The organism is Solidesulfovibrio carbinolicus (assembly GCF_004135975.1).
In the GTDB taxonomy this organism is placed as follows: Bacteria; Desulfobacterota; Desulfovibrionia; order Desulfovibrionales; family Desulfovibrionaceae; genus Solidesulfovibrio; species Solidesulfovibrio carbinolicus.
Map to the genome: position 1 here is coordinate 3,263,450 of NZ_CP026538.1, position 14,939 is coordinate 3,278,388.

Here is a 14,939-nt window from a genome sequence, read left to right on the forward strand (position 1 = left end):
ACAGCTGCCGGACCTATCCTGACAAGCTGATTGACAATACTACCTTGTTTTCGCCATGAAGGGTCTTCAGATCGGACGTTTTGCTCCGACTCTGGCTGCTGTTGATTCACAGCCTGCCGCTGGCGACGCCGACAAGGCCTACGTACAGGATTTATGTTACAAAAATTTCGTCCCAAGAAAGATTCCGTTCCCGTCCACAGGGAGGTGATTGAATTCCATCCTGACGCGGAAGAGCTGGAGCTCACGCCGCTGCCACGAGCAACCAGGCTCGTGTTGCATTCCATTCTCGGCCTCCTGGCTTTTCTGCTGCTCTGGGCCTGCTTCGCGGAAACGGACAAGGTCATCGCGACTTCCGGAAAAATCGTTTCTTCCGAAAAAAACATCATTATCGCGCCGTTGCAGGACTCCATCATCCGCTCCATCGACGTCCGCCTGGGTTCCGTGGTTAAAAAGGGTGATGTCCTGGTACGCCTCGACCCCACCTTTTCCAACGCCGACGCTTCTCGCATCCAGGTCGATGAAACCTATCAAAAGCTCCTGATCGCCCGTCTGGAGAGCGAACTCTCCGGCCTGCCCCTGTCGCCGCCAGCCGGGGCCACGCCCCAGGAGGTTGAAAGCCAGGTCAAATTGCTGGCCGGCCGCCTGGAAGAGTTCACGGCCAAGCTGCGCAGCTTCAACACCAAGATCGCTGAAATGCAGCAAAGCATCGTGGCCGGCCAGCGCCAATACACCCAGATGGACAAGCAGGTGCAGGTGGCCCAGGAACTGGTGGGCATGCGCAAGAAGGTCTACGAGCAGGGGTCGGATTCCCGGCTGTCCATGCTGGAGGCGGAAAACCATCTGGCCCAGACCAACGTCTCCATGGAACAACTCAAGGGTTCCCTGGAAGCCAAACGCCACAATCTGGCCCAGGCCCTGGCCGAAAAGGAAGGCTTTATCGAGAACTGGCGCAATGTCGTCGCCAACCAACTCAGCGAAGCCCGCAAGACGCTCCAAACCCTCCAGGAAGACGCCTCCAAAGCCAAGCGCCTGCACGAATTGTCCGTCATCGCCGCTCCCAGCGACGCCGTGGTCTTGGACATCGCCAATTTCAACCCCGGCACGGTCATCAAAAGCGGCGAAACCATGATGGCTCTCGTCCCGCTGGATTCGCCCCTGGAAGCCGCCGTCTTCATCGGCACCGACGACATCGGCTACATCCGCCCAAACGATATCGCCACGCTCAAGCTCGATACCTATCCTTTCCAAAAATTCGGCTACCTGGACGGTGAATTGCGCACCCTCGCCGAAGACGCTCAGTACCTCGACACGCCAAGCGGCCGCCGCCTCGTCTACGAGGGACGCATCCGCATCACCGGCATGGAACACATGCGCAGCCTGCCCAAGGACTTCCGTCTGGTGCCCGGCATGACGCTTTCCGCCGACATCAAGGTCGGCTCCCGCACCGTCATCACCTACATCACCTGGCCGCTTATCCGCGTTTTCGGCGAATCCATCCGAGAACCTTAAGCGTCTCGACAAGGAGCCCCAATGCACGCACAACAACAAAACCAACGTCTGGAGACCATGCTCGCCAGCGAGGCCACCTTGGCGCCGTTTCCTCCCGGCGAATACACCATCGTCGTCGGCGGCATGGAACATCCCGCCGTCAGCCTGGCCAACTCGACCTTTCCCTGCATCCGCGTCGATGTTCTGCCCGGCAGCGCCGGGGCCTGCCGCCTGGCCTCGCCCGACGGCCACTCGGCCTGGCTGACCAGGACCGGCGACAGCGTCGCCCTCACCGTGGCCCAGCCCGGCGGCCTCCTCCTTTTTACCACCTACCGGCCAAGCGAATACGCCACCACCGGCATTCGCATGGACATCAAGCGCCATAACCCGGCCCAACCCCAGGCGACAATGCCCCAGCAGCCGCCCATGCAGCCTTTTGCCGGCGGCGGATTATCCTATTCCCCCCACGGCGGGCAGCCCGCCTTTGGCGGCTACCCCGGCCAGCCTCAGGCCGCGCCCGCCTTCGGCGGCCCCCAGGGCTTTGCCCAGCCACAGCCGGGATTTGCCCAACCGGTGCCGGCCTTCGGCCAACCGGCGCCGAGCTTCGGCCAACCGGCGCCGGCCTTCGGGCAGCCGGCTCCGGCCGCGCCCCAACCGCCTCGGACGTTTACCCCGCCAAGCGCCCCCGCCGGCCCCATGCCGGTGGTGCGCATGGCCGGCCACCTGGAAGGCGAAGGCGACGTGGCCTTCGAGCCCGGGCAGGGCGCCGGCCGGCCCGGCTCCAAGCGACGCCTGGAAGCCGTGGCCCTTTATGTGGAAGGCGTGGCTTTGCAGGATCTGCAATACGCCGCCATCGGCCCCAACGGGCAGCCCATGCCCTGGGTGAGTCCGCCCCAATTCACCGGCTCCCGGGGAACCGGCGCGCCCATGCTCGGCTTTGCCGCCACGCTCGGCGGCGACACGGCCGGACGCTATGCCATCGCCTACGCCGGGACCTTCTTAAACGCCGGCCCCGTGCCCGCCGCGCGCAACGGCGAATTCCTGCGCTCTCCCGTGCCCGGCGACGCCCTGGAATCCCTGGCCGTCATCCTGGAACCCAAGGGCTAAAACGCCCTCGCCGTCCGGTCGCGTTTTCCGTCCCAGGCGGATGCGCGGCCGGGCAAGCCCAGGGGGCCAACCAGGGCAGGCCAGGCACAATCCCCTGTTCCGCCCGAAACGGTCGCCAAACCCGCCGGCCCGGCCAGGGCACAAGGCCCGCCATGGCCCACCCCCAGCGCACCATCCTGTTTGTCCACCGCGACTTCCCAGCCCAGTTCCAGGGCTTGGCCGAACATTTTGTACGCCAGCCGGCCACCCGCGTGTGCGCCATCCGGGAGGCCGGCCGGCAGGCCCCCCTGCCCGGCGTCGTCGATGCCCCCTACCACGACATCGGCCAGGCCCCTCCCCAGCTCCAGGCCCTGGCCCGCAACCTTGAGGAACAGATTCGACGCGGCGCGGCCGTGCTGGAAACGGCCCGCAACCTGCGCCGGAACGGGTTGGTTCCGGACCTGGTCTACGCCCACCCCGGCTGGGGTGAAGCCCTGTTTTTAAAGGACGTCTTTCCCGAGGCGCGCCATGTCTGCTACTGCGAGCACCACTACGACCCCAAGGGCCCCGAAGCCGCCTTTGACCCCGAATACCCCCTGGCCCAGTTCCAGTGGCCCACGGTGCGGCTGCAAAAAACCGCCGGGCTGCTGGCCCTGGAAGCCTGCCATCGCGGCGTTTCACCCACGGCCTGGCAGCGCCAGGGCTATCCGGCCGGACTGCGGGACAAAATCGAGGTCATCCACGAAGGCGTGGACACGGACGTCGTGCGCCCCGATCCGGCCGCCCGGCTCCTCCTGCCCGCGCACGGCCTCGCCCTGGCCCCGGGCGACGAGGTGGTCACCTACGTGGCCCGCGACCTGGAACCCTACCGGGGCTTCCACACCTTCATGCGCGCCTTGCCGCGTCTGCTGCGCCTGCGGCCCCGGTGCCGGGTGCTTATCATCGGCGGCGACGGCGTGAGCTACGGTCTGCGCCTGCCGGACGGCCAGACCTACCGGGAGCGCTACCTGGCCGAATGCCCGGTGGCCCCGGGGCGGGTCCATTTCCTGGGCAAGCTTGCCTACCCCGACTATCTGGCCGCCCTGGCCATGTCGGCCTGCCATGTCTACCTCACCTATCCCTTTGTGCTGTCCTGGTCGTGCCTGGAAGCCATGGCCGCCGGCTGCCTGCTGGTAGCTTCGGACACCGAACCGGTGCGCGAGGTGGTGGCCCATGGCTTAAACGGCCTGCTCGTGGATTTTTTCGACCACCAGACCCTGGCCGAGCAGGTGGCCGAAGCCCTGGCCCGGGGCCGGGAACTCTCCCCCCTGCGCGCCCTGGCCCGGGAAACCATCGCCACCCGCTACGACCGGGACCGTGTCTGCCTGCCGGCCCAGGTCCGGCTGATCGAGCAAACCCTGGCCGGAGACTTCGATGCCCACGCCTGACGCCGTATTGCCCCCGCCCACGCCGGCCGCCCGGCGCGCCCTGGAAGCCGCCAGAGCCCTGGCCGGAAGCGATCCGGCTCAGGCCAGGCTTCTGGCCCTGCCCCTGCTCGGCCAGCCGGCCCTGCATGTGGAGGCCCTGGCCATGGTCATCGAACTGTCCCGGCGTCTGGGCGACGGCCCCACCGCCGCCGCCTTCGCCCGCCGGGCGGCCCGGCTGGCCCCCAAAAGCGCCCTGGCCCGCGTCCTGGCGGCCAATGCCCTGGCCGAGGCCGGCTTTCCCGACGAGGCGCTCAACCAAGCCCTGGCCGCCGAAGCGCTTTGCCCAAAGGACGCCGGAGCCTGTCTGGCCGCCGTCCGGGCCGCCCTGGCCGCCAACCGGCCGGCCGCCGGACTGCCGGCCGCCGTGGCCCTGCTGCGCGCCCCGGACGCCCTGGAAACCTTCCGTCTGGCCGCCGGACTCGTGGACGTGTGCTGCGGCGGCAAGGCCTGGGGCGCTGTCTGGCGCGACGGGACCACCGTCACGGGCTGCCTGCGCCGCTGCTCGCCCACGCCTGCGGAAGTCCGCATCCTGGCCGACGGCCTGCCTGTGGGCCGGGCCGTCGCCGATGCCCCCCTGGCCGGCCTCCCCGCCCTTGGCGGCTTCCGTATGGCCCTGCCGCCAAACCTCGACGTCGCCGGGCTTGAGGTCGTGCGGGCCGACGACGGCCTTCCCCTTTTCGGCTCGCCCTTGACCGCCGGCCCGGCCGAGGTCGGCCATGCGTAACCTGCCTGCCGTCATCAATGTGGTGGTCCCGGTCTACAAGGGCCTGGCCGAAACCCGGGCCTGCCTGGAATCGGTCCTTCGCGCCGCCGGGCAGGCCCGGCCCCGGCTCATCGTGGTCAACGACGCCTCGCCCGATTCACGCCTGACCGACTGGCTGCGCCAGCTGGCCGGGGCCGGACACATCATCCTGCTCGAAAACCCGGCCAACCTCGGTTTCCCGGCCTCGGCCAACCGGGGCATGGCCTACGGTCCGGCCCACGACGTCGTGCTGCTCAACAGCGACGCCCTGGTTTTCGACGGCTGGCTCGACCGTCTGGCCGCCGCCGCCCACAGCGCCCCGGACATCGCCACGGCCACGCCCTTTTCCAACAACGCCACCATCTGCTCCTATCCGGCGTTCAACGCCGACAATCCCCTGCCCGGCGACATCGCCCCGGCCGCCCTGGACGCGCTTTTGGCCCGGATAAACGCCGGCCGGACCTGCGACATCCCCACGGGCGTGGGGTTTTGCCTCTACATCCGCCGCGACGCGCTCTCAGCCCTGGGCGATTTCGACGTCGCCGCCTTTGGCCGGGGCTACGGCGAGGAAAACGATTTTTGCCGCCGGGCCGTGGCCTTGGGCTGGCGCAACGTGTTGTGCGCCGACGTTTACGTCGTCCACGCCGGCGGGGCCTCCTTCGGGGCGACGAAAGACGCCGCCCTGGCCCGCAATCTGGCGACCCTGGCCGCGCGCCATCCCGACTACCTGGACATCATAGCCGGTTTCACCCGGCGCGATCCGGCCCTGCCCCTGCGCCGGGCGGCGGACATGGCCCGCTTGACGCGCACGGCCCGCGCGCCGCTGATCCTGCGCCTGTGCCACGGCCTGGACGGCGGCACGGCCCGGCGGCTGGCCGAGGAAGCGGCCGAACTGGCGGAGATTGGCTACGACGCCGGGCTGCTCGTCCCGGCCGCTCATGCCGTGACACCTGAGCCGGCCGAGCCGGACAACCGGGTGCGCCTGACCCTGACCGGCGCGCCGGACACGCCAAATCTCGTCTACGCCCTGCCGGACGACTGGGCGGCGCTTGTGGCCGACCTGCGCGCCCTGGGCACGGCCGGGGTCGTCCTCCACCATTTCCTCGATCTGCCCGAGAGCGTGCTGTCCCTGCCCGAGGCCCTGGGCGTGCCTTACGAGGCCCGCGTCCACGATTACGCCTGGTTTTGCCCGCGCATCACGCTGCTCGACGACACGGGTCTGCCCTGCGACGAACCCGCGCCCGAGGATTGCCTGCGCTGCGTGGCGGCGGGCGTGCCCCTGGAAAACGATCTGCCGCCCGCGCCGCAGCTCGTGGCCCGCTCGGCCCGGCTCCTGGCCGGGGCCGGCCGGGTGCTGGCCCCCTCCCGGGATGCGGCCGCCCGCCTGGCCCGGCATTTTCCGGACGCGCCGCTTATGGTCGCGCCCCATCCCGAACCGGCCTTCGCCCCGCCGCCGTTCCCGGCGTTTCTCCCCTGGGACGGCCGCACGCCCCTGCGGCTGGCCCTTATCGGGGCCATCGGCTCCCACAAGGGCTACGAGGTGCTCTTGGCCATGGCCCGGGACGCGGCCCGGCGCGAACTGCCGCTGGCCTTTGCCGTGGCCGGCTTCACCAAGGACGATTTCGCGCTTTTCGGCACGGGCCGGGTGTTCGTCACCGGCCGCTACGCCGAGGGCGAAGCCGAGGCCGTGGTGCGGGAACTGGGTTGCCAGGCGGCGCTGTGCCTGTCGGTGTGGCCGGAAACTTGGTGCTACGCCCTGACCGAAGCCTGGCGGGCCGGGCTGTGGACCGTGGGCTTCGACATCGGGGCCGTGGGCGAGCGCATCGCCGCTGCGGGCTTTGGCTGGCGGCTGCCCCTGACGCTGTCCGGCCGGGAGGTCAACGACCGGCTGCTGGCCCTTTTCGCCCGGCCACCGGTTCCGGGGGGACTGGCGTAAGACGGCCTGTCGCGCCTTCGACGCGCCCTTGCCGCGCGAACCGGTTGCAATTCATCCGGTTGCGGGTATGGTGGACTCCAATCGGACCCTCCGGTCCGGACGACGCCAACGCCGACAAGCGAGGCCCCATGCCCCAGCCCCTGGCCTACGTCCCCCTGGACGCGCCCTTTTCCCCCTGGAATCCCGGGGCGCTGCCCCTTGTCGTCTATATCGGCATCGTCTGCGGCGTCATGGCCATCATCCTTTTCCTCTCCGGCTTTTTGACCCGCCGCCGGCCAAGCCCCGCCAAGCAACAGCCCTACGAGTGCGGCATCATCCCCACCGGACCGGGCCGGTTCCGCTATCCCGTGCCCTTTTTCCTCGTAGCCGTGCTGTTTTTGCTCTTTGACGTCGAAACCGCCTACATCATCGCCTACGCCGCCGCCTGGCCGGAACTGGGACTGGCCGGCTACCTGCGCATGGCCGTTTTCATCATCGTCCTGGGCATCGGGCTGGCCTACGCCTGGTCCAAGGGAGCCCTCGACTGGGACGAGGAGGAAGGCCTGTGACCTCGACCGCCGACCAGCTTTTCCGCCCGGCCGACGCCGTCATCAACTGGGCCCGCAAAAACAGCCTCTGGCCCTTTTTCTTCGGGCTTTCCTGCTGCTTCGTCGAGGAAGCCACGGCCTGGGGACCGCGCTACGACATCGCCCGCTTCGGTTCGGAGGTCTTTCGGGGTTCGCCCCGGCAGGCCGACGTGCTCATCGTTTCGGGCACGATGTTTAAAAAGATCGCCCCGGTGGCCCTGCAGCTCTACGAACAGATGAGTGACCCCAAGTGGGTCATCTCCATGGGCTCGTGCAGCAATTCCGGCGGCATGTACGACGTCTATTCCGTCGTTCAAGGCTCGGACCAGATTTTGCCCGTCGACGTCTACATCCCGGGCTGCCCGCCCCGGCCCGAGGCGGTTTTCGAGGGGCTCATGCTCCTGCAAAAAAAGATCGACGCCGGCGAACGCCCCACCCGGCCGGTCTTGCACCTGCCCGGCGGCTCCCAAGGCGGGCGCGAGGATTATCTTGTCGATGGCCGCACCAAGGCCCGCGACACGCGCGGCCCGGGGTACGCCGGCATCCCCATCCGGGGCACGGCCGCCACCGAACCGCGTTTTGCCGGCTCCCGGGCCGAGGTGCTGTGGACCCCGCCGGCCCCGGGACTGACGCTTTCCCGCGAACAGGAAGTGCTGGCCGCCGATCTGGCCGCCGTCTACGGCGACGAAGCCCGGCTCGCGGCCGGCCCGGACGCGCCCGGCGACATGCCGACCTTTACCGTCGCGCCAAGCCGCATCGCCGACGTCCTGGCCCATCTGAAACACAAGGCCCCCACCCGCTTCGAGCGGCTGGAAGACCTGACCGCCATCGACGAAACCGCCCGCAAGACTCCGGTCGGCCACGAAGCCACGGCCGTGTATACCCTGACCTCGCTGTCCCGGGCGACCATGGTGCGGCTTCTCTGCCCGCTGCAAAGCCGCGACGCCACGTTGCCCACGGCCACGGGCGTATGGAGCGCGGCCAACTGGTACGAGCGCGAGGCGGCCGAGATGTTCGGCCTGCGCTTTGACGGCCACCCCGATCCCCGGCGACTTTTAACCCACCGCGACTGGGTCAGCCATCCCCTGCGCAAGGACTACGAGGGACGGGCCACCAACATGCCGGCCTTCACCCGCGAGGACTGCGCGCGCCTGGCCCCGGTGGACGCCGCCGAGATCCTTGGGGAGCGGGCCAAGGACGGCGATTATCTGCTCAATTTCGGCCCCCACCACTACGCCACCCACGGCATCATCCGCTTCGTCATGGCCCTTCGCGGCGAGCGCATCAAAGCCATGGGCATCGACATCGGCTACCACCACCGGGGCGTGGAAAAGATCGGCGAACGCCAGACCTGGCACCAGTTCATCCCCTACACCGACCGGGTGGACTACCTGTCCGGCATCGCCAACAACCTGTCCTACGTGACGGCCGTGGAGAAGCTGGCCGGCATCGAGGTTCCGCCCCGGGCGGCCTATGCCCGGGTCATGCTCTCGGAGTTGTTCCGGCTGTCCAACCACCTCATGTATTTCGGCACCTTCCTGCAGGACCTCGGCATGATGAGCCCCATCTTCTACGCTCTGCGGGAGCGCGAGATGGTGCTGGACATCATCGAGACCGTAACCGGCGGCCGGCTGCATCCTTCCTGGCTGCGCCTGGGCGGCCTGGCCGCCGATCTGCCCGAGGGCTGGAAGGAGCAAGTCGAGGCGTTTGTCAAAATCTTCCCGGCCCGGCTCAAGGAATACCACGCCGGGGTGACCAAAAATCCCATCGTCAAGGCCCGGACCAAGGGCGTGGGCGGCATCACGGCAGCCGAGGCCACGGACCGGGGCGTCACCGGCCCCAACCTGCGCGCCGCCGGGGTGAGTTGGGACCGGCGCAAGGCCATGCCCTACGGGGCCTACGCCGACTTCGACTTCGACGTGCCCACCCGCCAAAACGGCGACTGCTACGACCGCTACCTCGTGCGCATGGACGAGATGCGCGAGAGCCTGCGCATCATCAAACAGGCGGCGGCCAGGATGCCGGAAGGCCGCCATCTCTCGGCCGACGCCCGCTACTGCCTGCCCCAGAAGGACGCGGCGCTTAGAGACATCGAAAGCCTCATCCACCATTTCGTCAATGTGACGCGCGGCCCGCGCCTGCCCTCGGGCATGGCCTACGCGGCCACCGAAGCGCCGCGCGGCGAGCAGGGCTATTTCGTGGTCTCCGACGGCGGCTGCCATGCCTACCGGATGCGCATCCGCACTCCGGGATTCGCCAACGTCCAGGCCCTGCCGCACATCATCGAAGGGCTTTCCATCGCCGACTGCGTGGCCGTGCTGGCCTCCTACGACTACATCCTGCCGGACATCGACCGATAAGCCGCCATGACGACGCCCGCCCAGCCACGCCAAAACCGCCGCTCACCAGCCAAGACGCGGCAACGCCCGGAGGCCTGACGCCCCATGTCGCCCCTGCCGCCCGAACTTCAAGCCGAACTGCGCCGCCTCGTCACCGCCGTGGACAATCCCCGCGAGGCCGCCGTGGACGTCATGTACGCCCTGCAGCACCACTACGGCTATCTCTGCGACGAAGCCATGCACCGGGCCGCCGAGGTCCTCGGCATGACCACCCTCGAACTCGAATCCCTGGCCACCTTCTACGACTACCTCTACCGCCGGCCCGTAGGACGCTACGTCATCCACGTCTGCGACTCGGTGGTCTGCTGGATGTTCCACCAGGATTCCATCTTCGACTACCTCTGCCGCACCCTGGGCGTGCCGCCCGGCGGCACCACCGAAGACGGCCTGTTTACCGTGCTGCCGGCGGCCTGCGTGGGCAACTGCCACAACGCCCCGACCATGCTTATAAACGGCCGCTTCTACGACCGTCTCACCCCCGAGGCCGTGGACGCCGTCATCGCCGAACTGCGGGCGGGAACCGAGGAGCCGGTGCGATGCAAGTAGACATCCCGCAAGTGCTGTTCAAAAACCGCCACCTCGGCCGGCCGGCCACCATCGACGAATACATGGCCGGCGGCGGCTACGAGGCCCTTCGCGCCACCATCGGCCAGCGCACCCCGGCCGAAGTGCTCCAACTCGTCCTTGACGCCGACCTGCGCGGCCGGGGCGGGGCCGGCTTTCCGGCCGGCCGCAAATGGCAGGGCATCCCGGCCGACCACGTGGGCACCCGCTACGTGGTCATCAACACCGACGAGATGGAGCCCGGCACCTTCAAGGACCGCATCCTGGTCAACGTCGATCCCCACCTCGTCATCGAAGGCATCATCCTGTGCGCCTACGCCGTGGGGGCTTGCGAAGGCGTGTTTTTCATCCGCCCCTCCTACGAGGGCGACGCCCGGCTCATCGAACAGGAAACCCAAGTGGCCCGGGAGCGGGGGCTTCTTGGCAAGAACATCCTGGGCACGGAATTCTGCTTCGACGTCCACGTCCACCGAAGCGCTGGCCGCTACATCTGCGGCGAGGCCTCGGCCCAGATCAAGGCCATCTCGGGACTTCGCCCCAATCCCCGCAAGGGCGGACCGCGCACCAGCGTGAAGGGCTTGTGGGACTGCCCGACCATCGTCAACAATTTGGAAACCCTGGCCAATCTGCCCGGCATCGTGCGAAACGGGCCGGCCTGGTTCAAATCCCTGGCCCGCTCGGAAACCGGCTCGGGCACCAAGCTCTACAGCGTCTCGGGCCAGGTCGCCCGTCCCGGCTGCTACGAGCTGCCCATCGGCGTCACCATCCGCGAGATCATCTTCGAACACGCCGGCGGTATGCCCCCGGGCAAGACGTTCAAGACCGTCATCCCCGGCGGCGCGTCCACGCCCTATCTGCCCGAGGCCCTGCTCGACCTGGAAATGGACTTCGACCCGATGAAAAAGGCCGGTCAGCGCTTCGGCACGGCCTCGCTCATGGTCTTCGACAAGGACACCTGTCTGGTCGGGGCCACCTTGTCGCTCATGGAATTTTTCGCCCGGGAATCCTGCGGCTGGTGCACGCCCTGCCGCGAGGGCATCCCCTACGTGCGCGAGCTGTTGCGCCGCATCGAAAGCGGCGAGGGGACCGAGGAACACATCGCCATGCTCCAGGAGATGCTGCCCGTCCTCGACCTCGCCTACTGCGCCTTTGCCCCGGGCGCGGCCGAGCCGTTGCGGGGCTTGCTCACCCATTTCATGGACGAGGTCCTGGCGCACGTGACCGAAAAGCGCTGCCCCTTCGGCAACCCGCCGCCCCATGTGCGCGGCAAGGCCTGCGGCACCCGGCCGCCCCAGTTCGGCCCCACCCCCTGCCCGGAGGACCAATGCCCGATCTGATCATCGACGGTCGCCCCATCTCCGTGGAAAAGGGCGTTTCGGTCATCGAGGCCGCCGAGCGGGCGGGGGTCATGATCCCGCGCTTTTGCTGGCACAAGGCCCTGGGCGCGGCCGGAGCCTGCCGGCTGTGCGCCGTGATGTTCGTCGAGGGGCCGGTCAAGGGCCTGGAGATGAGCTGCATGACCCCGGCCGCCGACGGCATGGTGGTCGAGACCGGCCACCCCAAGGCCGTGGCCTTTCGCCGCCAGATCATCGAACTGCTCATGGCCAACCACCCCCATGACTGCCCGGTCTGCGACGAGGGCGGCCACTGCCTGCTCCAGGACGAAACCATCTCCGGCGGCCACAGCCTGCGCCGCTTCCCGGGCCGCAAGCGCACCTATCAGGACCAGGATCTGGGGCCGTTTATCCAGCACGAGATGAACCGCTGCATCCACTGCTACCGCTGCGCCCGGTTCTATCAGGAGTATTGCGGCTACCGCGACTTCGGCCCCATGCAAAACGCCAACCGCGTCTATTTCGGCCGGTTCGAGGACGGCCCTCTGGAAAATCCCTTTGCCGGCAATCTGGCCGACCTGTGCCCCACCGGCACGCTCACCGACAAGCCCGGCCGGTTCGTGGCCCGGCGCTGGGACTGCCAGCGCGCCCCGTCGGTGTGTCTGCATTGTTCCCTTGGCTGCAACGTCACGGCCTTGTCCCGCTACCGGCGGGTGGCCCGCGTCGAGGCCCGGGACAACGCCGCAGTCAACGGCGCGTTTATTTGCGACCGGGGGCGTTACGGCTTCGGCTACCAGTCCGCCCCGGACCGGCCGCGCTTGCCCCAGACCGCCGGCCGGCCGGTCGCGGTGGATGAGGCCCTGCGGGCCGCCGCCGGGCTGCTGGCGGCGGCGGCCAAACGCCACGGCCCGGCCGCCGTGGCCGTTGTCGGCGGCCAGCGCTCCACCATGGAAACCCAGGCTGCAGTGATTGCCCTGGCCCGGGCGGCCGGCTGGCGCGGACCGGCCTTTTTCGCCGCCGCCCGGGAGCAAGGGCAAGTCCGGCAAGCGCTGTACGCCCTCACCCCCGCCCGCGCCCGGTCCCTGGCCGACCTCGCCAAGGCCGACGCCGTGCTGGCGGTTGGCCTGTCGCCGCTTGCCGACGCGCCCATGCTGACCCTGGCCCTGCGTCAGGCCGCCCGGGCCGGAGCCAAGGTCTTCCTGGCCGATCCCCGGCCCCTGGCCCTACCCCTGGACCACGTCCATCTGCCCCTGGCCCCGGGCCAGTTGGCGGCTGTCCTGGCCGTGGCCGGGGCCGGCGAGGACGCCTCGGGACTTATCCAGCAAAAATTCCCTCTGGCTCCCGAGCTGTGGCCGCGTCTGGAAGCCCTGGCCAAGGCCATGGCCGGGGCCAAGCACCCGGCCATCGTGTACGCCCCGGCCCTGGCCGGCAGCCTGCCGGACGGCGACCGTTTCGGGTTGCTGCCGGTATTGTCTGCGGCCGGCGCGGCCGGCGCGGCCTTGCTGGCCCCGGCCCAGGCCCCGAGCCTGGACGATCTGGCCGCCGAGGTGGCCGCCGGCCGGATCAAGGCCGTCATTGCCGTGGAAACCGACCTTTTCGCCGCCGCCCCGGCCCTGGCCGCCCGGCTCGCCGCCCTGGAGGCCCTGATCGTCCTCGATCATCTGCCCACGCCCACCGTGGCCGCCGCCCAGGTGTTTTTGCCCTCCGCCGACCTGTTCGAGACTGGCGGAACCCTTGCCGCCAGCGACGGCCGGCTCCAGCGCGCCGAACCGGTCCAGGCCCCGGGCCTGTCCGTGCTGGCCGACGGCGCGGGCGACCATCCGCCCCGGGACTACGCCCGGCCGCTTCCCGGCACGGACCCGGCCCCGGCCGCCTTCTGGTGCGACCGCCTGGGCCGCGCCCTTTCTGTGGAGCTGCCGCGCCATCCCCTGGCCGAGGCCCTGGCCGCGCATCCCGTCCTGGCCGGCCTGGACCCGCTGACGCTTCCCGACCAAGGCCTGCGCCCGGCCTACCCCGGCCGGGAGCCGGCCACGCCCGAATCGGCCGCGCCTTCGCCTGCCGAGGGCTTGGCCGTGGTTCTGGAAACGCCCTTTTTCGGCGGGGACGAGCTGTCCCGATACGCGCCGCTGGTCGCCGGCAAGACCGGGCCGGCCGTGGTCCTGCTCCATCCCGACGATGCCGCCGGCCTGGGTCTCGTCGACGGCGCGACGGCCGCCCTAGGCAACGGCGACGCGCCGGCCACGGCCGTAGTACGCCTCGACCCTGGCCTGGCCCGTGGCGTGGTGGTCGTGCCCCGGCTGCCGCAATTCGCCGCCCTGCCCCCGACGATTGGACCAGACGACTTGGGCCGGAGGAAAACGTCATGACCGCGGAACTGCTCATCGGCGTCGGCGTCATGCTCGTCAAAATGGCCGTGGCCCTGGCTGTGGCCCTGGGGCTGGCCGCCTACATGATTCTCCTGGAGCGAAAACTCCTGGGCCGGTTCCAGGTCCGCTACGGCCCCAACCGGGTCGGCTACTTCGGCCTGCTCCAGCCCCTGGCCGACGGCCTCAAGATGCTGCTGAAAGAAGACATCATCCCCGACGGCGTGGACCGCCGCATCTTCCTCGTGGCCCCGGCCGTGGTCGCCGGAATGGCGCTTTTCGCCTTCATGCTGGTGCCCTTTGGCGAGACGCTCACCATCCTCGGCCACGCCGTGCCCCAGGTCATCGTGCGCACCAACGTCGGGCTGCTGCTGGTCCTGGCCCTGTCGTCGCTCGCCGTCTACGGCCTGGCCCTGGGGGCCTGGACCTCGGACAACAAGTACAGCTTGCTGGGCGGCATTCGCGGCGCGGCCCAGATGATCAGCTACGAGCTGGCCCTTGGGCTGTCGCTTGTGCCCGTGGTCATGCGGGCCCGGTCGCTCGACCTCTCCGACATCGTGGCCGCCCAGTCCGGGCTGCCCTTCGCCGTCACGGAACCCTTTGCCTTTCTCCTCTTCATCATCGCCGCCCTGGCCGAGACCAAGCGCATCCCCTTCGACCTGCCCGAAGCCGAAAACGAGCTGCAGGCCGGCTTCCACACCGAGTATTCCGGCATGCGCTTCGCCCTGTTCTTCGTCGGCGAATACGTCAACATGGTGCTTTTGGGCGCGCTTATCGCCGTCTTTTTCCTCGGCGGCTGGCACGGGCCGATCCTGCCGCCCATCGTCTGGCTGGGGATCAAGGTCCTGGCCGTGCCGGTCTTTCTCATCTGGACCCGGGCCTCGCTGCCGCGCCTGCGCTACGACCAGCTCATGGCCCTGGGCTGGAAGGTTCTCGTGCCCCTGGCGCTGCTCAATGTCCTTCTAACCGGCGCGATTCTCGTGGCCGCCGCCTGA

General features: G+C 68.9%; 11 protein-coding genes. All 11 read left to right on the forward strand.

What is annotated here, in order from left to right; genetic code table 11:
* Positions 1–153: 153 nt before the first annotated feature.
* The 11 genes from C3Y92_RS14560 (at position 154) to nuoH (ending at position 14,939) form a co-directional block, all read left to right on the forward strand.
* Complete coding sequence (locus C3Y92_RS14560) at positions 154–1,509, forward strand: HlyD family type I secretion periplasmic adaptor subunit (RefSeq protein ID WP_129353728.1); 1,356 nt, start codon at positions 154–156, stop codon at positions 1,507–1,509.
* Between the two features lie 21 nt (positions 1,510–1,530).
* Entirely contained in the window at positions 1,531–2,595 is a 1,065-nt protein-coding gene (locus tag C3Y92_RS14565; RefSeq protein ID WP_129353730.1) for a hypothetical protein, read from the forward strand.
* Between the two features lie 152 nt (positions 2,596–2,747).
* Positions 2,748–4,001 (forward strand): glycosyltransferase, encoded by a 1,254-nt coding sequence (locus C3Y92_RS14570; protein WP_129353732.1) that lies wholly within the window; start codon positions 2,748–2,750, stop codon positions 3,999–4,001.
* The gene (locus tag C3Y92_RS14575; protein ID WP_129353734.1) at positions 3,988–4,764 is read left to right on the forward strand and encodes a hypothetical protein; all 777 of its coding nucleotides are present in this window, start codon (positions 3,988–3,990) and stop codon (positions 4,762–4,764) included. The genes C3Y92_RS14570 and C3Y92_RS14575 overlap by 14 nt, the downstream gene beginning before the upstream one ends.
* On the forward strand, positions 4,757–6,718 hold the full coding sequence (locus tag C3Y92_RS14580; protein ID WP_129353736.1) for a glycosyltransferase: 1,962 nt from the start codon (positions 4,757–4,759) through the stop codon (positions 6,716–6,718). The genes C3Y92_RS14575 and C3Y92_RS14580 overlap by 8 nt, the downstream gene beginning before the upstream one ends.
* 128 nt (positions 6,719–6,846) lie before the next feature.
* Positions 6,847–7,266, forward strand: a complete 420-nt coding sequence (locus C3Y92_RS14585) for an NADH-quinone oxidoreductase subunit A (protein WP_129353738.1) — start codon at positions 6,847–6,849, stop codon at positions 7,264–7,266.
* Positions 7,263–9,644 (forward strand): NADH-quinone oxidoreductase subunit B/C/D, encoded by a 2,382-nt coding sequence (locus tag C3Y92_RS14590; RefSeq protein ID WP_129353740.1) that lies wholly within the window; start codon positions 7,263–7,265, stop codon positions 9,642–9,644. Before C3Y92_RS14585 ends, C3Y92_RS14590 begins: the two co-directional genes overlap by 4 nt.
* 84 nt (positions 9,645–9,728) lie before the next feature.
* Positions 9,729–10,229 (forward strand): NADH-quinone oxidoreductase subunit NuoE, encoded by a 501-nt coding sequence (nuoE, locus tag C3Y92_RS14595; RefSeq protein ID WP_129353742.1) that lies wholly within the window; start codon positions 9,729–9,731, stop codon positions 10,227–10,229.
* Positions 10,220–11,584 (forward strand): complex I 51 kDa subunit family protein, encoded by a 1,365-nt coding sequence (locus tag C3Y92_RS14600; protein ID WP_129353744.1) that lies wholly within the window; start codon positions 10,220–10,222, stop codon positions 11,582–11,584. Before nuoE ends, C3Y92_RS14600 begins: the two co-directional genes overlap by 10 nt.
* On the forward strand, positions 11,572–13,947 hold the full coding sequence (nuoG, locus tag C3Y92_RS14605; protein WP_129353746.1) for an NADH-quinone oxidoreductase subunit NuoG: 2,376 nt from the start codon (positions 11,572–11,574) through the stop codon (positions 13,945–13,947). Before C3Y92_RS14600 ends, nuoG begins: the two co-directional genes overlap by 13 nt.
* A complete protein-coding gene (gene nuoH / locus C3Y92_RS14610) occupies positions 13,944–14,939 on the forward strand; it encodes an NADH-quinone oxidoreductase subunit NuoH (RefSeq protein WP_129353748.1) in 996 nt (331 codons plus the stop codon). The genes nuoG and nuoH overlap by 4 nt, the downstream gene beginning before the upstream one ends.